This window comes from Stutzerimonas stutzeri (assembly GCF_024448955.1).
GTDB lineage: Bacteria > Pseudomonadota > Gammaproteobacteria > Pseudomonadales > Pseudomonadaceae > Stutzerimonas > Stutzerimonas stutzeri_AQ.
Genome location: NZ_JAMOIH010000002.1, coordinates 139,291 through 158,180 on the forward strand (window position 1 = coordinate 139,291; position 18,890 = coordinate 158,180).

Annotated in this window: 19 protein-coding genes; 12 read left to right on the forward strand and 7 right to left on the reverse strand. The window is 61.1% G+C overall.

What is annotated here, in order from left to right; genetic code table 11:
- Positions 1–76: 76 nt before the first annotated feature.
- From NA645_RS02630 to NA645_RS02640, 3 genes are all read left to right on the forward strand, one after another.
- Entirely contained in the window at positions 77–1,006 is a 930-nt protein-coding gene (locus NA645_RS02630) for an ABC transporter ATP-binding protein (protein WP_256047384.1), read from the forward strand.
- Entirely contained in the window at positions 1,003–1,764 is a 762-nt protein-coding gene (locus tag NA645_RS02635; RefSeq protein ID WP_131649549.1) for an ABC transporter permease, read from the forward strand. Before NA645_RS02630 ends, NA645_RS02635 begins: the two co-directional genes overlap by 4 nt.
- 64 nt (positions 1,765–1,828) lie before the next feature.
- Positions 1,829–2,398 carry a DUF2780 domain-containing protein gene (locus NA645_RS02640; RefSeq protein ID WP_256047385.1) on the forward strand — a complete coding sequence of 190 codons (570 nt, stop codon included), beginning with the start codon at positions 1,829–1,831 and terminating at the stop codon, positions 2,396–2,398.
- A 73-nt stretch (positions 2,399–2,471) separates the two neighbouring features.
- Here the strand turns inward: NA645_RS02640 and NA645_RS02645 are convergent, their stop codons facing one another.
- The 6 genes from NA645_RS02645 to NA645_RS02670 form a co-directional block, all read right to left on the reverse strand.
- Positions 2,472–3,110 (reverse strand): DUF2931 family protein, encoded by a 639-nt coding sequence (locus NA645_RS02645; RefSeq protein ID WP_256047386.1) that lies wholly within the window; start codon positions 3,108–3,110, stop codon positions 2,472–2,474.
- On the reverse strand, positions 3,107–5,014 hold the full coding sequence (locus NA645_RS02650; protein ID WP_256047387.1) for a phospholipase effector Tle1 domain-containing protein: 1,908 nt from the start codon (positions 5,012–5,014) through the stop codon (positions 3,107–3,109). Before NA645_RS02650 ends, NA645_RS02645 begins: the two co-directional genes overlap by 4 nt.
- Positions 5,015–5,201: 187 nt before the next feature.
- Complete coding sequence (gene metK / locus NA645_RS02655) at positions 5,202–6,392, reverse strand: methionine adenosyltransferase (protein WP_181099580.1); 1,191 nt, start codon at positions 6,390–6,392, stop codon at positions 5,202–5,204.
- 14 nt (positions 6,393–6,406) lie between these two features.
- The gene (locus NA645_RS02660) at positions 6,407–7,408 is read right to left on the reverse strand and encodes an ArsR/SmtB family transcription factor (protein WP_256047388.1); all 1,002 of its coding nucleotides are present in this window, start codon (positions 7,406–7,408) and stop codon (positions 6,407–6,409) included.
- A gap of 78 nt (positions 7,409–7,486) precedes the next feature.
- On the reverse strand, positions 7,487–8,089 hold the full coding sequence (locus NA645_RS02665) for a LysE family translocator (protein ID WP_256047389.1): 603 nt from the start codon (positions 8,087–8,089) through the stop codon (positions 7,487–7,489).
- Positions 8,086–8,982 (reverse strand): TauD/TfdA family dioxygenase, encoded by an 897-nt coding sequence (locus tag NA645_RS02670; RefSeq protein ID WP_256047390.1) that lies wholly within the window; start codon positions 8,980–8,982, stop codon positions 8,086–8,088. The genes NA645_RS02665 and NA645_RS02670 overlap by 4 nt, the downstream gene beginning before the upstream one ends.
- Positions 8,983–9,146: 164 nt before the next feature.
- On the opposite strand from NA645_RS02670, the gene NA645_RS02675 reads away from it, so the two are divergent.
- The 7 genes from NA645_RS02675 to fba all read left to right on the forward strand — a co-directional run bounded on the left by NA645_RS02675 (position 9,147) and on the right by fba (position 16,477).
- Positions 9,147–10,067, forward strand: coding sequence for a LysR substrate-binding domain-containing protein (locus NA645_RS02675; protein ID WP_272891944.1), 921 nt, complete (start codon positions 9,147–9,149; stop codon positions 10,065–10,067).
- Between the two features lie 92 nt (positions 10,068–10,159).
- The gene (gene tkt, locus NA645_RS02680; RefSeq protein WP_256047392.1) at positions 10,160–12,157 is read left to right on the forward strand and encodes a transketolase; all 1,998 of its coding nucleotides are present in this window, start codon (positions 10,160–10,162) and stop codon (positions 12,155–12,157) included.
- 166 nt (positions 12,158–12,323) lie between these two features.
- Positions 12,324–13,370 carry an erythrose-4-phosphate dehydrogenase gene (gene epd, locus NA645_RS02685; protein ID WP_256047393.1) on the forward strand — a complete coding sequence of 349 codons (1,047 nt, stop codon included), beginning with the start codon at positions 12,324–12,326 and terminating at the stop codon, positions 13,368–13,370.
- A gap of 49 nt (positions 13,371–13,419) precedes the next feature.
- Positions 13,420–14,583, forward strand: coding sequence for a phosphoglycerate kinase (locus tag NA645_RS02690; RefSeq protein WP_256047394.1), 1,164 nt, complete (start codon positions 13,420–13,422; stop codon positions 14,581–14,583).
- 91 nt (positions 14,584–14,674) lie between these two features.
- A complete protein-coding gene (locus NA645_RS02695; protein ID WP_131649561.1) occupies positions 14,675–14,869 on the forward strand; it encodes a hypothetical protein in 195 nt (64 codons plus the stop codon).
- A 27-nt stretch (positions 14,870–14,896) separates the two neighbouring features.
- On the forward strand, positions 14,897–15,229 hold the full coding sequence (locus tag NA645_RS02700) for an MliC family protein (protein ID WP_131649562.1): 333 nt from the start codon (positions 14,897–14,899) through the stop codon (positions 15,227–15,229).
- A 183-nt stretch (positions 15,230–15,412) separates the two neighbouring features.
- On the forward strand, positions 15,413–16,477 hold the full coding sequence (gene fba / locus NA645_RS02705; RefSeq protein WP_256047395.1) for a class II fructose-bisphosphate aldolase: 1,065 nt from the start codon (positions 15,413–15,415) through the stop codon (positions 16,475–16,477).
- 625 nt (positions 16,478–17,102) lie between these two features.
- On the opposite strand, the gene NA645_RS02710 is transcribed toward fba, so the two are convergent.
- A complete protein-coding gene (locus tag NA645_RS02710; protein ID WP_256047396.1) occupies positions 17,103–17,480 on the reverse strand; it encodes a response regulator in 378 nt (125 codons plus the stop codon).
- Between the two features lie 235 nt (positions 17,481–17,715).
- Here NA645_RS02710 and NA645_RS02715 point away from each other — a divergent pair, with 235 nt between their 5' ends.
- Positions 17,716–18,336 (forward strand): class I SAM-dependent methyltransferase, encoded by a 621-nt coding sequence (locus NA645_RS02715; protein ID WP_256047397.1) that lies wholly within the window; start codon positions 17,716–17,718, stop codon positions 18,334–18,336.
- Positions 18,337–18,538: 202 nt separating this feature from the next.
- Positions 18,539–18,817 (forward strand): DUF3509 domain-containing protein, encoded by a 279-nt coding sequence (locus tag NA645_RS02720; RefSeq protein WP_197444910.1) that lies wholly within the window; start codon positions 18,539–18,541, stop codon positions 18,815–18,817.
- Positions 18,818–18,890 lie beyond the last annotated feature (73 nt).

The following is an 18,890-nucleotide window of genomic DNA, read 5'->3' on the forward strand; positions in this document are numbered from 1 at the left end:
CGCAGCACCTGTTTAATGAGCGAGCTAACCAGTTGCGCTTACAATTGCCGGTCAATCCTTATGGAGTTATCAGCCCGTGCAACCCGTGATCTCCATCGAACAGCTGAGCAAGACTTATGCGTCCGGGCATCCGGCGCTCAAACAGATCGATCTGCAGATTCGCAAGGGCGAAATCTTCGCCCTGCTTGGGCCCAACGGAGCGGGCAAGACCACGCTGATCAGCATCATTTGCGGCATCGTCAATCCCGGCGGTGGGCGGGTGCTGGTCGACGGCTTCGACATCGTGGGCGATTACCGCGAGGCCCGTTCGAAGATCGGCCTGGTGCCGCAGGAATTGTTCAACGAGGGCTTCGAGAGTGTCTGGGCCACGGTGCGCTTTTCTCGCGGCCTGTTCGGCAAGGCGCCGGACGATGCCTATCTGGAAAAGCTGCTGCGCGACCTGTCGCTGTGGGACAAGAAAAACGCGCGCATCATCGAGCTGTCCGGCGGCATGAAGCGCCGGGTGATGATTGCCAAGGCGCTGTCCCACGAGCCGAGCATTCTGTTTCTCGACGAGCCCACCGCCGGCGTCGATGTCGAGCTGCGCCGGGACATGTGGGAGATGGTTCGCGGTCTGCGCGAGCGCGGCGTGACCATCATCCTCACCACGCACTACATCGAGGAGGCGGAGGAAATGGCCGATCGCATCGGTGTGATCAGCCGGGGCGAAATCATTCTGGTCGAGGACAAGCACGTCCTGATGCACAAGCTCGGCAAGAAGCAGCTGACGCTGCATCTGCAACGACCGCTGGCAGAAATCCCGGCGGAGCTGGCTGGATATCCGCTGGAGTTGATCGACGGCGGCAACGAACTGGTCTTTACCTTCGATGCCCAGCACGAGGACACCGGCATCGCCGATCTGCTCAGGCGCCTCGCGGCACACGGGATCGATTTCAAGGATCTGCAATCGAGTCAGAGCTCGCTGGAAGAAATCTTCGTCAACCTGGTTAAGGGAAGCCGCACATGAACTTCCATGCAATTCGCGCCATTTACCTGTTCGAGCTGGCACGCACCTGGCGTACGTTGCTGCAGAGCATCGCCACGCCGGTCATCTCCACTTCGCTGTACTTCGTGGTGTTCGGCTCGGCCATTGGTTCGCGGATGGAAGCCATGCACGGTATCCCGTACGGTGCTTTCATCATTCCCGGTCTGATCATGATGGCGCTGCTTACGGAGAGTGTTTCCAACGCCTCGTTTGGCATCTATATGCCGCGCTATTCCGGGACCATCTATGAGGTGCTGTCGGCGCCGGTTTCCTATTTGGAAATCGTCATCGGCTACGTCGGCGCGGCGGCGACCAAGTCCATCATTCTTGGCTTGGTGATTCTGGTCACCGCGCGGCTGTTCGTCGATTATCAGATCCAGCATCCGCTGATGATGGCGCTATTCCTAGTACTCACGGCGGTGACCTTCTGTCTGTTCGGCTTCATCATCGGCATCTGGGCTGACGGCTGGGAAAAGCTGCAGATCGTGCCGTCGCTGATCGTCATGCCGTTGGCCTTTCTCGGCGGCAGCTTCTATTCGATCGAAATGCTGCCGCCGCTGTGGCAGAAGATCACCCTGTTCAATCCGGTGGTCTACTTGATCAGCGGTTTTCGCTGGAGCTTCTACGGTGTTTCGGACATCGGTGTCGGTATCAGCCTCGCAATGATCTTCGGCTTCCTCGTTGCCTGCTTGCTGGCCGTGTGGTGGATCTTCCGGACGGGTTACCGGCTGAAGAACTGAGGCACAACGCTTTCCGATCCGCATCGCCGGTAACATGCGATGCACCCTTCTTTTCGAGGCAAACATGAACCTCGTTTCTTCTCTCGCCGTTCTGGCCGCTCTCAGTCTGGCAACCGGCTCGGCTGCCGCCTTCAACCTCGGCGAGGCCGCGCGTGCGGTTTCGGGCATTACCGGTAACGACGCCACGCAGAACTCGTCGCAGGGGCAGGCGCTTAATCTGATCGGTCAGCTCGACGGGCTGGACGTCACGCCCACCCAGGCGCTCGGTGGCAGCGGCGCGCTGCTGCAATTGGCGAAACAGCAATTGAACAGCAACGATTACGCCCAGCTGGCCAAATCCGTGCCGGGGATCGACAAACTCACCGGCGACAGCGGGCTGGATCAGCTCAGCCAACTGGGTGCGCTGACCGGTCTGCTGGGCCAGTCGGATACCAGCGTCAATGCGCAGACGGCCGCCGCAGTGGACAACGTGCAGAGTTTGGGCGACGTCAATCAGGCCTTCTCCGCGCTGGGCATGGACGCCGGCATGGTTAGCCAGTTCGCGCCGATTCTGCTGCAGTATTTGGGCGGCCAAGGGGTTGGCGGCTCGCTGTTACAGAGCCTGAGCGGCATCTGGGGGGTTGGCGGCGCTTGATTCGTACGCAGTCAGGATAGAAGCCCCGTTCGGCATCGCTCGGCGGGGCTTTTTTCATTTCACTGAGTGCGTGCTACCAGGAGCCATAAGGGATGCCGTGTTTTTCGATATAGGCTTTTGACTCTGCTTCCAAGGGAAGCGCGTACTGGCCGCCAGTCCTTCCTTGCGAAGGTCCCTTTGGCTCGATTTCTGCCTGGGCGTGCAGAACCTCGATGGGGCCGCCGCAGGTGCTCATGACCCAGCCTTTCACCACACCACCTGGAGCTAAGCCCAACGTGAGGGCGTGCCGGTATTCGCTGGTACGACACGGTGGGTCGAGACGCTCGCTCATCAGTTGCCGCGCACGTTCAGGAATTTCTAGGGCGACCCGGTAGGTTTGTGGCTCAGCGAGCGATTGCCAGCGTACGTAGATGCGCCTGGGCAGGTCAGAGCCGTTAACGTGGCGGCCCGCGCCCCAGCCTAAATTGCTACGCCAGCCTGCAGCGTTCCCGCTGCCATCTGATGGTTTGGCGATCGATGCAGTCCCGCCGCCCATTCGATAAAAGCGGCTGCCGTGGATATCTTCCACGTCGGCCGTTTCCACCCAGACCTCCATATAGTCCGGTGCAAGAAAACCTAAGCGCCAATAAGGATAGGGCAGGTTGCCGGCGTGCTGTTTAGGATTGGCGCATCCAGTAAGTAGGAAAAGCAGGCCAAGCAGTACCAATCTCATCGCTTCGTTCCTATGGCATCGTCATGGTGTGCCCGACCGTTTACGGCTGGGGCATTAATGAAGACTGCGCTCCATCTGCCACCGCCCTGTCCCATTGCGGCGTTCCAATTGGACGAGAGGTGGATATAGCGCTGGCGAAGTAGACGTTCCTCATCCTTATCTAGCGACCCGCTGCCGCTCATGACCCACTTCAGCAACTTGTCGCAGATCGGTAGGAGCTCCTCTGGCACGCTCAAATCCTCGGTTTTAGGTACCTCCCTAAAGGGTACTTCCTCGCCAATGGCCAGCGCGTGCATTACTCGCAGATACACCCGGGACAGATGCCCATAGACTGTGCGTTCCAGATAGGGCGCCGCCATTACGTACTTCATTTGATCGGTACGCCCACCACTGAATGGTGGGTGATGCTCCCAGACATCGGTTTCCAGGCGCGCGGTGCGGTCCTGCGGATCGAGCAGGTCGGCTTGGTGAGCGAGAGCGGTGTCTTGCTTCGCCTGTTGATAGGCGAGCGTGCGCTGGGGGTCAGTCTCACGGCTGACCCAATTATGGCGAGGGCGAACAAGGTAGAGCCGTTCCACGGACTCGGGCAGGTAACCGCCGCCTAGGTCCGAATGAGCGCCGGGCAGAATGATTTCGCGGTGTGGCGCGGAGACCCGGTTGAGCGCGAAGTTGCGGCGATATTCGTCACGGGCCACCAGATGCACGACCTGGCGGGCCGCGTCGGGTGCTAGATAAAGGTCGATTTCACCGTTTACGGCGTCGCTGGGATTAGCCCAGTCGTCCCAGCCGCCGATTGCTGCGACGGTATCGAACAGACCGATGAAATTGATGATGACATCGCGGTGCCAATCGAATCCTGGCCCAGGGGCGAGTTTCCCCTGGCGATGCAGCGCACCCAATGGACCCTGGGCGCGCTGCAGTACCTGATTGGAGAAATGCCGCGCGGCCGCCGCGCCCCGGCTGAAGCCGAAGATGTCCAGCTCCAGGGCGCCGATCACCGCGTCCGGGTTCGCTTGCTGGAACGTATCTAGGGTCTGGGCGATGAGAGAGAAACCTTCTTTGACTTTCGCTACGACGCCCGTGTCGCCTCGTCCCAGCGCTTTTCCGAGTAATAGCGAGTCTTGTTGCCCATTCGTTGTGCCGATGCCGGTAACGTAGACTCGAAGGGTGCTAGGCGTCTCGGCATCCTTGGGTATCGGCTCGTCACGATAAAGCTCATACAGCCGCCAGATATTGCTGACGTCGTTCCCATAGCTGCTGTCCGGGTCGAGATGGTGGGCTTCGCAGCGCTGGACGATGGCCTGCGCCTCCTGTTCGCCCAGTCCTATATCAGAGGCGCGGCATTGCGCGCCAATAGCACTATTGCTGGCGTTGTTGCCGGTGCCGTCGAAGAACACGCCAATGCGCAGGGTGACGGCCTGACGGCTATCGAGTTCTTCCTCTTCCTCCTCTTCTTCCAGGCCTTGCGGAGCATCGCGGCCAGGGTCCGCCTGCGAAGTTCGGGCCTGGCTGGGAGTCGGTTGCGGCGGATGCGGTGAGCGCAGCGAAGTGGTCGTATCGAAGGCCTGGACTTGCGCCGCTGGCTGAAGGTTCAGGGGCGCAGGCGGTGTAAAAGGTGCCGAGACCGAGGTGTTGCCAATGATGACCGTGCCGGAGCCGCCAACGATCACGTCGCCATGAACACCAACGCTGCCCAGCGTGGCGGCCGGTTTGCCGTTGATCAGCACGTTGGGGATGAGGCTGCCCGACAGTGCACTGCCACAGCCGGTGGCGTCATCCAGGCGGGCGGCGGGCAAGCTGTCGAAGAGTACGTCGGGTGAGCCGCTAGCGATGGGGTTATTACCGTGCCCGGTCTTCGGACAGGCAGTGGGGTCGCCCAGGCGGGCGGCCGGTTTGCCGGACATAACCAATCTCCTTATCGGTATGCAGCCGGCACCTTGCCGCAAGGCAGTAGCGAGCGCAAACGGCGCTCCGTTTTTTATGGGCTGGTTCGCAGGCTTTGAGCGGTTGCGCTAGAACTTGCACAGCACAAAAAGCCCCGCGCAGCACATGACTGGCGGGGCTTTTCGAAGCGTGCAGCTTGTCGCTGCTTTAAAGCCCGGCAGCCGCGCGCAGGGCGTCGGCCTTGTCGGTCTTTTCCCACGTGAAGGCGGTGAAGGTGTCGCCACCGACCGTCATCTCATAAGGATCGCGACCGAAGTGGCCGTAGGCCGCGGTGGCTTTGTACATCGGATGCAGCAGGTCGAGCATGGTGGTGATCGCGTACGGACGCAGATCGAAATGCTCACGCACCAGGGCGACGATCCGCTCATCGCTGAGCTTGCCAGTGCCGAAGGTATTGATCGAGATCGAAGTCGGCTGCGCGACGCCGATGGCATAGGACACCTGGATTTCGCAACGCTCGGCCAAGCCGGCGGCGACGATGTTCTTCGCTACGTAACGGCCAGCGTAGGCAGCCGAGCGGTCGACCTTGGACGGGTCCTTGCCGGAGAAGGCACCGCCGCCGTGACGGGCCATACCGCCGTAGGTGTCGACGATGATCTTGCGTCCGGTCAGGCCGCAGTCACCTACCGGGCCGCCAATGATGAACTGGCCAGTCGGGTTGATGTGGAACTGGGTGTCCTTGTGCAGCAATTCGGCCGGGATGACGTGCTTGACGATCAACTCCATCACCGCTTCCTTGAGGTCGGAATGCTTGACCTCTGGGTTGTGCTGGGTCGAAAGCACGATGGCGTCGATACCGACCACCTTGCCGCCTTCGTAGCGGCAGGTGACCTGGCTCTTGGCGTCTGGGCGCAGCCACGGCAGCAGGCCGTTCTTACGCGCTTCGGCCTGGCGCTCTACCAGCGCATGGGAGAAGCGGATCGGGGCCGGCATCAGCACATCGGTTTCGTTGCTGGCGTAGCCGAACATCAGGCCTTGGTCGCCAGCACCCTGGTCTTCCGGCTTGCTGCGGTCGACGCCCTGGGCGATATCTACCGACTGCTTGCCGATGATGTTGATGATGCCGCAGGTGGCGCCGTCGAAGCCGACTTCCGAGCTGTTGTAGCCGATGTCTATGATGACGTCGCGCACCAGTTGCTCCAGATCGACCCAGGCGCTGGTAGTGACTTCGCCAGCGACGATTGCGACGCCGGTCTTGACCAGGGTTTCACAGGCCACACGGGCGTGCTTGTCCTCGGCGATGATGGCGTCCAGCACCGCATCGGAGATCTGGTCGGCGATCTTGTCCGGGTGCCCTTCGGACACGGACTCGGAGGTGAAAATCGAATATTCGCTCATCTATCGGTTCCTAATTACCGGTGGGTGAGTCGGCTGACAGTGGCGGGCCGGGAAAAGTACCGGGCCTGGATCTGAAAACCGTTCTTCAAGCCAATGTAGAGGCTCTCGCCGGGCGTGAGCCCCGCGGCATCGGCCCAACGGGCCAGATCGTCCTGTTCGAAACCCAACCACAGATCGCCGCAGGCCTCCCTGGCCCAACTCTGGTTGTGGCTGCACAACTCGGTGAGCAGCAGGCTACCGCCCGGGTTCACCAGTCGCGCCAGTTGCTTGAGCGCATCACCCGGCGCGGCCAGGTGATGCAGAACCATGTTCAAAACGACGCAGTCGGCCGATGGGCATTCGTCCTGTAAAGCATCTGCGAGTTTCAATTCGACGTTGTCTAGCGCCTCTTCTTTGCAACGTGTGCGTGCCAGCTCGAGCATCGCCGGACTGTTGTCGACAGCGACTACCTGCGCGAAGCGAGCGGCGAGCTCCGGTAGAAAGCTGCCATCGCCGGGGCCGATTTCCAGCGCCGTCGCAGTCGGTGCGAAATTCAGTGCATCGAGCAGCGCCACCACGCTATCGCGGTACTGCGGCAGCCCGGCGATCAAATCCTGGCGTGACTGGAAACTACCCGCCATGCGCGCGAAAAAGTCCTCGCTGGCGGCGCTGCGCTGAGCATGCACCGTGCTGATCCGAGCCTCGACGTCGATTGGCAATATCAGTTGATCGACTTCCTCCAGCAGGGCTGCATGCAGCTTGCCGCCGAGGGATTCGCCCTGGGGCAGGCTGCGACGATAGAAAATGGCGTTGCCTTCGCGTCGTGTCGCCAGGAGGCCAGCCTGGGCCAGCACCTTTAGATGGTGGCTAATGCCGGACTGGCCGGTGGCGAAGATCTGCGCCAACTCGAGTACGCCGAACGAATCGTTGGCCAGCGCCCGCAATACATTCAGACGCAGCGAATCGCCGCCGGCCTTGCACAGGGCGGCGAGCTGATCATTGTCGTCGAAGGAAATCCGGGGAATGCGCAGGCTCATAAGTCGCGCAGTCTAGTCGGTCGTTTTTCGTCCAGCAATGGCAATATCAAAAAGTTTTGATATTGGACCGGCCGGGTTTCAATTCACCAGGCTGTTGATACCCATTGCGCAGGACACCAGCCCGAGGCCGAGCAGGAAGACACTCGGGAGCAGGTCGAGTGCTCGTTGCAGGCGTTCGTGGCTGGCCAGGCGGCGCGATACCAGGCTGTAGGCGATCAGGATGGACACATCGACCAGCGCCCAAATGGCGATCAGTGCCACCGCCTGTGGCGCGAAGGGCTGCGCGGGAAGAATGAACCCCGGCAGAAACGCGAGAAAGAACAGGATGTCCTTGGGGTTCGACAGTCCTACCGCCATTGCACGCCAGAAGTAATGTGCGTGTGGTCGTGTCGGCTTCGGTTTTTCGTCATCGCCGCCACACAGGCCATCCGCGCCGAGCCAGATCAGATAGAGGCCCCCGAGCACCTGGCCCCATTCGAGAATGACCGGCTTCAGATCGAGCGCCAGGTAGATCAGCACCAGTGCCGCAATCAACAGTAGCTGTGCGGAGAGCACGCCGCCGAGAATGGTCCAGGCCGGCCAGCTGCGCCGCGCATCGGCGATGACCAGCGCGACCACAGGTCCTGGGGACGCGATCAGCAAGGTGACCGCGGCGGCAAAGGCCAGGTATGTGGCGCTCATAGCTCAGTCACCAGTTCGAAGATGCGCGATTGCCGACCCAGTTTTTCGGTGTAGAAAGCCAGGTTGCAGCTGGCGAAGGTGCGCTGCATCCAGCGGTCGCTGCCATCGAAGCGGGCAGGAAAGGGGCTGCGCGCGTGCGCGGTGCGGCGATTGTCGATGATCAACAGGTCGCCGCGAGCCAGTCTTACCGGCTCGACGATATTCCAGGCGATGCGGCGCAACGCATCGAGTGAGTGCTGCGCGCGGTCGCTGTAGGCCACCATGAACTGCGGATCGAAGCGAAAGAAAGGCGCATCGGGGTCGCCGTACAGCACGGTCTGATGTTTGTTGATGTCGATGCGTTGGTTCTTCTCGGTTGGGCCGTAATCGGAAAAGAAGTTGTAGGGCTCGTTGAGAAAGAACGCCTGCTGTTCGTAGCTCAGGTGCTCGAGAATGCGATCGACCGAAGCGATGTAGGTAATGGCTTGCGCCTCTGGATCCTGACGCAGACAGAGCAGCAAGAGATAGTCCGGCTGGATTGCATGGAAGGCGTTTTCGGTATGCAGATCGAGTTCGGTATCGAAGCTGTCCGAGCTGGCGGCGCGTGATTGTGTCGGCTGAGGGAAGAGGTTATTGACGATGCAGCCGCCGGACTCCTGCACGTAGCCGATCGGGTCACCCAGCAGGGCGGTGGCTTGCAGCAGCAGCTTTTCGCTGCGCTCATCCGGCTTGCACACGTCGGCGCGGGATTGAGGTGTCGGCGGGATATCGCCTATCTCCATGCCTTGCAGCCGTAGAAAACCCTTCGGATTACCGAACATCTTGAAATCGAGGATCTGCGCAATCTGCTCCTGGCCCAGTCCCCCGTTACTGATGGCGGCAGACAAAAGTAGGTCAAAGTTGCGATTGGACATGTCATTCTTCCCTGCGGTTTTCTACGGCATACGCCACGCTTGTGAGTCGATGCCATCGCGCTGTTGGCTCGGCTGCTGGCGCAGTATTGGTGGGGTTCGGAGGGTTGAAAAATGGAAAAAAGGGCCGGATGCCATGAGTTTTACTCATGCCGGAGCGGGGCGGCATGACAGCGCGGATGCCTCCCCTGTATGCGCTGCGAGCTTTCGAAGTGGCGGCGCGATTCGGCTCGTTCACCCAGGCGGCTGAAAGCCTGTGCATCACGCAGAGCGCGGTCAGCCGGCACGTGAAGGCACTCGAAGAGAATCTCGGTTGTCAGCTCTTCGATCGGCGCGGCTCCAAGCTGGCGCTGACCGACACGGGGCGGATGCTGGCGCAGGAACTCAAGGTGGGCTTTCGCACCATTGAAAACGCTTGCGTCGCGGTCAATCGACAGCAGAACGCGCTCAGGCTGAAGGCGCCCTCGACGCTCACCATGCGCTGGTTGCTGGGCGCGCTGGAAACGTTCCAGTTAGCCCATCCGCAGAATCAGGTACAGCTCACCAGCGCCTGGATGGACCTGGATGCGGTGGATTTTCATAACGAGCCGTTCGATTGCGCGATTCTGCTCGGGCACGGCGGTTTCCCGGCTGACTGGAACCGCGTGAAGTTGTTCGATGAATGGCTGGTGCCTGTGTGTTCACCGGACATCCTCGGTGACGGATGCTGGACTGCGTCCCAGCTGGCGTCGGCCGAGTTGATCCATCCCTCGCGTGACTGCCGCGACTGGCGGCGCTGGTTGCAGCGGGTCGGGCTGATCGATGTGATCGCGTGGCAGCAGGGCAAGCTGTTCGACACGCTGGAACTGGGCATCTCCGCCGCGGCGCAGGGGCATGGCGTTTCCATCGGCGATCTGGCCTTGGTCGGTGCGGAGCTGCACAGGGGCACGCTGGCACTGCCGTTCGAGCAGGCGGTGCGCTCCGGCGATAGCTACTATCTGGTCTGGCCGGCGACCGGCGAAACCCCGGAAACGCTCACTCGGATGAAGGATTACCTGCTGCGACATCTGCCGGATGCCGGAAGCTGCGGCGTCAGTCTGCTCGACTAGAACGGACAGCATGCATCAGTCATTGCCCCCCATCCCGCGAAAGGGGAAAATGGCGGCCTTTTTCACGTACTACCCCCGCAGGAGATTCAGCGATGCCCAGCCGTCGTGAGCGAGCCAATGCCATCCGCGCCCTCAGCATGGATGCTGTGCAGAAAGCCAACAGCGGCCATCCCGGTGCCCCGATGGGCATGGCGGACATCGCCGAAGTGCTCTGGCGCGACCATCTGAAACACAGCCCGACCAACCCCTTGTGGGCTGATCGCGACCGCTTCGTGCTGTCCAACGGCCACGGTTCGATGCTGATTTATTCGCTGCTGCACCTGACCGGCTACGACCTGTCCATCGATGACCTGAAGAATTTCCGTCAGCTGCACAGCAAGACCCCGGGCCATCCAGAGTTCGGTTACACCGCCGGCGTCGAGACCACCACCGGCCCGCTTGGTCAAGGGTTGGCCAACGCCGTGGGCTTCGCCCTGGCGGAAAAGGTCATGGCGGCGCAGTTCAACCAGCCCGGCCATGAAATCGTCGACCACAATACCTATGTGTTCCTCGGTGACGGCTGTTTGATGGAAGGCATTTCCCACGAGGTCTGCTCGCTGGCCGGCACCCTGGGGCTGAATAAACTCACCGCCTTCTACGATGACAACGGCATCTCCATCGATGGCGAAGTGCACGGCTGGTTCACCGACGATACCCCGCGCCGCTTCGAGGCCTACGGCTGGCAAGTTATCCGCAACGTCGACGGCCACGACGCCGACGAAATTCAGATGGCCATCGAGACCGCGCGCAGGAGCGACCGTCCGACGCTGATTTGCTGCAAGACCATCATCGGCTTTGGCTCGCCGAACAAGCAGGGCAAGGAAGAATCCCATGGTGCCGCGCTTGGCGATGCCGAGATCGCGCTGACCCGCGAGGCGCTGGGCTGGAAGCATGGCCCGTTCGAAATTCCCGCCGAGATCTACGCCGAGTGGGATGCCAAGCAGAAGGGCGCCGACGCCGAAAACGAATGGAACAAGCGCTTCGCCGCCTACGAAACCGAATTCCCGGCGCTGGCTGCTGAATTCAAGCGGCGCATGGCCGGCGAACTGCCCGCTGACTTCGCCGAGAAGGCCAGCGAGTTCATCTGTGAAGTCGCCACCAAGGGCGAGACCATCGCCAGCCGCAAGGCCAGCCAGAACTGCCTGAACGCCTTCGGCCCGCTGCTGCCGGAACTGCTCGGCGGTTCGGCCGACCTGGCCGGCTCCAACCTGACCCTGTGGAAAGGCTGCAAGCCGGTGGTCGCCGAGGATGCCTCGGGCAACTACATGTACTACGGCGTGCGCGAGTTCGGCATGGCCGCGATCATGAACGGCGTCGCCCTGCACGGCGGCCTGATCCCCTACGGCGCGACCTTCCTGATGTTCATGGAATACGCGCGCAACGCGGTGCGCATGTCGGCGCTGATGAAGCAGCGGGTGATCTACGTCTTTACCCACGACTCCATCGGCCTGGGCGAAGACGGCCCGACCCACCAGCCGATCGAGCAACTGACCAGCCTGCGTACCACGCCGAACCTGGATACCTGGCGCCCGGCCGATACCGTCGAATCCGCCGTGGCCTGGAAGCATGCCGTCGAGCGCAAGGACGGCCCGAGCGCACTGATCTTCTCGCGCCAGAACCTGCCGTACCACGTGCGCGACAACGAGACCGAAGCGGCCATCGCCCGCGGCGGCTACATCCTGAAAAACTGCGAAGGCGAGCCGGAGCTGATCCTCATCGCCACCGGTTCGGAAGTGAGCCTGGCGGTCGACGCGGCCGACAAGCTGGCCGCGCAGGGTCGTAAGGTGCGCGTGGTATCCATGCCCTGCACCAGCGTGTTCGACGCTCAGGATGCCGCCTACAAGCAGCAGGTGCTGCCGGTGGAAGTGGGTGCGCGCATCGCCATCGAAGCGGCTCATGCGGACTACTGGTACAAGTACGTCGGCCTCGAAGGCCAAATCATCGGCATGACCACCTACGGCGAGTCGGCCCCGGCTGGCCAGCTGTTCGAGGAGTTCGGCTTTACCGTCGATAACGTTCTCGCGGTTGCCGAAGAGCTGTTGGAAGACTAATGAGTCAGCTGGAAGCCTGAAGCTGGAGGCTTGAATAAAGCAGCCGGATCAGGCTTAAGGGATCACAGCAGCTGAGAGGTTGCGGCTGGATGGTGGAAGTGCCAGCGGCATGAGTACTTCCGGCTTCCGGCTTCCAGCTTCCAGCTCGCCCAGAGACGAGCCGCGAATGCCCCGAACTCCTTCTTACCGCATCGCGCTTAACGGTTACGGCCGTATTGGCCGCTGCGTGCTGCGCGCCTTCTACGAACGTGATGCCGCATTCGATTTCCAGATCGTTGCCCTCAACGATCTGGCCGACATGGCCAGCCTGGAATACCTGACCCGCTTCGACTCCACCCATGGGCGCTTTCCCGGCGAGGTGAGCGTGGATGGCGATTGCCTGCACCTCAATGGCGACTGCGTGAAGGTGCTGCGTGAGTCTACGCCGGAGGCTATCGACTGGTCGGTGCTGGGCGTGGACCTGGTGTTGGAATGCTCAGGCGCCTACAACACCCGCGCCGGTGGCGAGCGTTTTCTCGCTGCCGGTGTGCCGCGGGTGCTGTTCTCCCAGCCGATGACGGGTGCTGCGGATGTCGATGCCACCGTGGTAATGGGCATCAACCACAGGCAGCTGACCGGCGCCGAACGGCTGGTTTCAAATGCTTCCTGCACCACCAACTGCGGCGTGCCGTTGCTGAAGTTGCTCAACGACGCGGTGGGTATCGAGTACGCCTCCATCACCACCATCCACTCGGCGATGAACGACCAGCCGGTGATCGACGCCTATCACCACGACGACCTGCGCCGCACGCGCTCGGCCTTCCAGTCTGTTATTCCGGTGTCCACCGGATTGGCCAAGGGAATTGAACGGCTGCTGCCGGAACTCTCCGGACGGATTCAGGCCAAAGCCGTTCGGGTGCCGACGGTGAACGTGTCCTGCCTGGATATCACCCTGCAGACGTCCTGTGACACGGACGCGCAAACCGTCAACCGGGTGCTGCGCGAGGCCGCCGAAAACGGGCCGTTGAGGGGATTGCTGGCGTACACCGAGCTGCCCCATGCCAGCTGCGACTTCAATCACGACCCGCATTCGGCGATCGTCGATGGCAGCCTGACGCGAGCTTCCGGGCCGCGGCTGGTGAATCTGCTGGCCTGGTTCGACAACGAATGGGGATTCGCCAACCGTATGCTGGATGTTGCCGAACACTATCTGTGCGTGGCTCATCGCCCCTAGCGGGCCGCGTCTTGAGTTTCGCTGTTTCGTACTTTTAAGGAAGATCAACATGACCGTTTTGAAGATGAACGACCTCGACCTGCAGGGTAAGCGCGTGCTGATCCGCGAAGACCTCAACGTGCCGGTGAAGGATGGCGCGGTGAAGAGCGATGCGCGCATCCTGGCTTCGCTGCCGACCATCAAGCTGGCGCTGGAGAGGGGCGCGGCGGTGCTGGTCTGCTCGCACCTGGGCCGCCCGGAGGAGGGCGTGTTCAGCGAGGAAGACAGTCTCAAGCCGGTCGCCGACTATTTGAGCAAGGCTTTGAACCGCGAAGTCCCGCTGGTCCGCGATTACCTCGACGGCGTCGAGGTCAAGGCCGGTGAGCTGGTGCTGCTGGAAAATGTGCGCTTCAACCAGGGTGAGAAGAAGAACACCGACGAACTGGCGCAGAAGTACGCCGCGCTGTGCGACGTCTTCGTTATGGATGCCTTCGGCACCGCTCACCGCGCCCAAGGCTCGACCCATGGCGTGGCCAAATTCGCCAAGGTCGCCTGTGCCGGTCCGCTGCTGGCCGCTGAACTCGATGCGCTGGGCAAGGCGCTGAAAAGCCCGGCCAAGCCGATGGCGGCCATCGTCGCTGGCTCCAAGGTCTCGACCAAACTGGACGTGCTGAACAGCCTGAGCCAGGTCTGTGATCAGCTGATCGTCGGCGGTGGCATCGCTAATACCTTCCTGGCCGCAGCGGGCTTTCCGGTGGGCAAGTCGCTTTATGAAGCCGATCTCGTGGACACCGCCAAGGCCATCGCCGCCAGGGTCAGCGTGCCGCTGCCGGTGGACGTGGTGGTGGCCAAGGCCTTCGCCGAGGATGCCGAGGCCACGGTAAAAGCCGTTGCCGATGTGTCCGACGACGACATGATTCTGGACATCGGCCCACAGACCGCGGCCAATTTCGCCGAGCTGCTCAAGTCCTCGAAGACCATCCTCTGGAACGGTCCGGTGGGCGTATTCGAGTTCGATCAGTTCGGCAACGGCACCAAGGTGCTGGCCGATGCCATCGCTGAAAGCCCGGCATTCTCCATCGCGGGCGGCGGCGATACCCTGGCGGCCATCGACAAGTACCGCGTGGGCGAGAAGATCTCCTATATCTCCACTGGCGGCGGCGCCTTCCTCGAATTCGTCGAGGGTAAGGTGCTCCCGGCAGTGGAAATCCTCGAGGAGCGAGCCGCACAGTAACGCTCGTTAGGCATAACAAGCGAAACGCCAAGGCAACCCCTGAAGCTTGATGAGGTCTCTGTTTTGTCTGAGCACGGAATGGAGACTTACCATGCGTTATGCCGCTCTAGCTGTTTGCTGTCTTGGCCTGGCCGGTTGTGCCGGTGGCGCGCCGGATTCGCTTTGCGAAGTGATCGACCCGCCACCAATCGAAAGCCCCACTGCACAGAATGATCAACGGGTGCAGATGCAAAGCACCGGCGATCCAACCGCTGGAACCGCTGCGGACGTTCAGGATTGCCCCTGAGCTGACGCAGCCAAGCAAGGAGAAGCGATGAAAGGCCTGTACATCCCGTTTGCCGCACTGCTGCTCAGCGGTTGCGGTCACTGGCAATCCGGCCCCGACGCACCCTTCGTTCGCTGGAAATGCCAGAGCCAACAGAACATCGCCTGGCGCTACGCCGATGACAGTCGTCAAACGGTAGAGCTGAAGATCGGTGATAGCGAGCAGGTTCACCGGCTGCGCAAGGAACCTGCCACTCGTGGTGCTTTCTATAGCGACGGTGTGGTGGCTTTCCACGACAAAGGCAACCAGGCGTTAGTCTTTCGGACCGCCGACGACAAGCTGCTGGCCCATGGCTGCAGCGCTTCGCTGATCACCATTTGAGATGCCGAGACGCCCCTACGCAGCGGGTCGGCATGGAGCGATTTGCGGCGTTTCGCCAGAACTGATGGTTTTTGAGCCGTCCGCCACTACAATGCCGCGCTTTACCGCGCGGTGCTTGAACAGCGCCCGCCCCTGCGGCAGGCTTTAAACGAATAAACGACCCAAACCGGGAGAAAGGAAAACATGGCACTCATCAGCATGCGCCAGATGCTCGACCACGCCGCCGAGTTCGGCTACGGCGTGCCGGCCTTCAACGTGAACAACCTCGAGCAGATGCGAGCCATCATGGAAGCGGCCGACAAGACCGACTCCCCGGTGATCGTCCAGGCTTCTGCCGGTGCCCGCAAATACGCTGGCGCCCCCTTCCTGCGCCACCTGATCCTGGCGGCGATCGAAGAGTTCCCGCATATCCCGGTGTGCATGCACCAGGACCACGGCACCAGCCCGGATATCTGCCAGCGCTCGATCCAGCTGGGCTTCAGCTCGGTAATGATGGACGGCTCGCTGCGTGAAGACGGCAAGACGCCGTCCGATTACGAATACAACGTGCGTGTCACTCAGCAGACCGTTGCTTTCTCCCACGCCTGCGGCGTATCGGTGGAAGGCGAACTGGGCTGCCTGGGTAGCCTGGAAACCGGCATGGCCGGCGAAGAAGACGGTGTCGGTGCCGAAGGCACGCTGGACCACAGCCAGCTGCTGACCGATCCGGAAGAAGCCGCCGACTTCGTGAAGAAGACCAAGGTGGACGCCCTGGCCATCGCCATCGGCACCAGCCACGGCGCCTACAAATTCACCAAGCCGCCGACCGGCGACACCCTGTCGATCCAGCGCATCAAGGAAATCCACCAGCGCATTCCCGATACGCACCTGGTGATGCACGGCTCCTCCTCCGTTCCGCAGGAGTGGCTGAAAATCATCAACGAGTACGGTGGCGACATCAAAGAAACCTACGGCGTACCGGTCGAAGAGATCGTCGAAGGCATCAAGTACGGCGTGCGCAAGGTCAATATCGACACTGACCTGCGCCTGGCCTCCACCGGTGCGATCCGCGAATTCATGGCGAAGAACACCGCCGAATTCGATCCCCGCAAGTACCTGGCCAAGACCGTCGCGGCCATGCGTGACATCTGCATTCTGCGCTACGAAGCCTTCGGCACCGCTGGAAATGCCTCGAAGATCAAGCCGATCTCCCTGGAAGGCATGTTCCAGCGTTATGCCTCCGGCGAGCTGGACCCCAAGGTCAACTGAGTCGGCGCTGACGTCTGAGCCAGGGCCCGCTTGATGCGAGCCCGAATTGACGAAACCCCGCTTTTGCGGGGTTTCGTTTTTTGGTTCATCACGCTTTGTCAGGGGAAACAAAGGATTGACATCGGATGCAAGTTTGGGTGTGTTAATGAAAGTTCTGCTTTCATTGGCCCCTATAGAGCCGTCTGATAGCTTGGTTTCGCCCTGCTGGGCGAGTCACTTTTTCCAGTCGCCGAAAAAGTAACCGAAAACGCTTGCCCCCACATACGGCCCTGCGCTTCGCTCCGGGTTCGTTCACTCCATCGCCGCTCCGAGGGTCGCCGTACAAGGGCCATCCATGCCCTTTACGGCTCTCGCTGCATCCCTGCGGCTGCCCCTCTGCGCAACGATTCCGTTCACCCTCCTGAAGGGGCGTTTGGTGTCGCCTGGCAGTTCGTGCAAAGCCAAGCCAGCATCATCAATGTTACTTTGGGCCGGCTGAGAATCGCTGCGGGTCTTATGATCCAGCGTGCGTTTTGTGGGAGGCCCGCCCTCGGGGCGAAGCTTTTGCCTGCCCGGTATTACCAGGCGCACTTGGTCTTTGGAGTACGACTCAGACACCGGCTACGCTGAGCGTTAGATGAACTCTTTAGTCCAATAGTTGCTGAATCTGGCTGTGCAGATTATCGAGCGAGAAGGGCTTTGCGATGATCGGGGCGGAGCGGGCGATGGGGCTTCCGGATTCGTGGATCTCGATCGGATAACCGCTGATGAAAATGACTTTCAGATCGGGCCGCAACTTGATTGCCGGCTCCGCGATCATCACGCCTGAAACACCACCGGGCAGTCTGAAATCGGTTACCAGCAGGTCCAGTCGCGGCTTGGTTGCCAAAATTTCGAAAGCTCGGGCTGAATCCGCCGCCTCCAGAACCTTGTAGCCTTCCCCTGCTAGATAGTCAGACAACAGGCCGAGAATGTGGGGTTCGTCCTCAACGAGCAGGACAACTTTGGCGGGTGCTTGGCTCATCGGGGGATTCTCGATTCTTGTGCAATAGCTTGTGAACGTACTGTGTGTCAGGCCAGTGATGGTTCCGGCGCGGGACGAACACTTGGAGCACGACGGCGCTTCCCAAGTTCATGAGTGCTGGCAATCGGCTGATCCGATCGAGTGCCCCGTCGGTACATGCCCAGCAGGGTACTGGACTATGGTACGAACCTCTATCAGAAGACCATGGCTCAAGTCAGTAACTTTGGAATCCACCATGACCAATGAAGATCCCCGTACCGTCGCTGAACGCACGCTGGATGACTATCGCGCCAATGCCGAGGCGTTTCGCGAGGGCACACGCGACCATGATGTCAGCCAGAATATCGAAGCATTGTTGCGAAACATCCGCGGCGAACCGCCTTTTCGCATTCTCGACCTGGGTTGTGGCCCCGGGCGAGACCTCAAGACATTCACATCCCTCGGCCATATCGCCGTCGGGCTGGATGGCGCCGAACCCTTCGTGTCCATGGCGCGGGCCGACAGCGGTTGCGAGGTGCTGCACCAAGACTTCCTGCAGCTGGACCTGCCCGCCGAAGCGTTCGACGGCATATTTGCCAATGCGGTGCTGTTTCATCTTCCCAGCCGTGAAATCGGCGCGGTTCTGCTGAAGTTGCATGCTGCGCTTCGCGGCGGTGGCGTGCTGTTCAGCTCCAATCCGCGCGGCAACAATCAGGAGGGCTGGAGCGGTTCGCGTTATGGCACTTGGTACGACTGGCCAGCCTGGCGGGAATTGCTGCGGTCGGCGGGCTTCATCGAACTGGAACACTACTACCGGCCGGAGGGCTTGCCCCGCGAGCGGCAACCGTGGCTCGCCAGCGTCTGGCGCAAGGGCTGAAGTGGCGGACAGCGGCAAGCGGCGGTTGTTCATCTGTAACGCAGAATGCATGTCGTGAAGCTTGGCTTCATGCGTTTTGCATGCATCCAAAACGCTATTATGTGACGCAAGTCACTGAATTCTGTGGGTTTCATGATCTATCCCGGTTGGCATGAACGCTGCTCTAGTTAAGGAAGCTGGACCATAACCGGAGTACACAATAATGATCGCCGCTGAAAAAACTCTCTCTGCCGCGTTTCCTGAGTTCGAAGTACTCACCACCCCTCGTCCGGATGGGGGGCTTCTCTTGACGCTGCGTAACGATGATCGGGACATCATCAAGCGCGCTCTTTCCAAGGGTCAGACCCAGACCAATATTCAGCTGGAATGGGTCATCAGCTCGATCCGCCGCGACCTGGCGCTGGAGGCTGGCATGTCGCCTGCCATCGCCCGGTTGCAGAGCCAGAGCCGCACTGGGCTGCCGACCTACGATTACGCCTGAACCGATCGCTGGGCCCGCCGTGCAGTGGGCCCAGCTTCGGATAAGCACTGCGCGATCTGGCGCAGGCGAACCT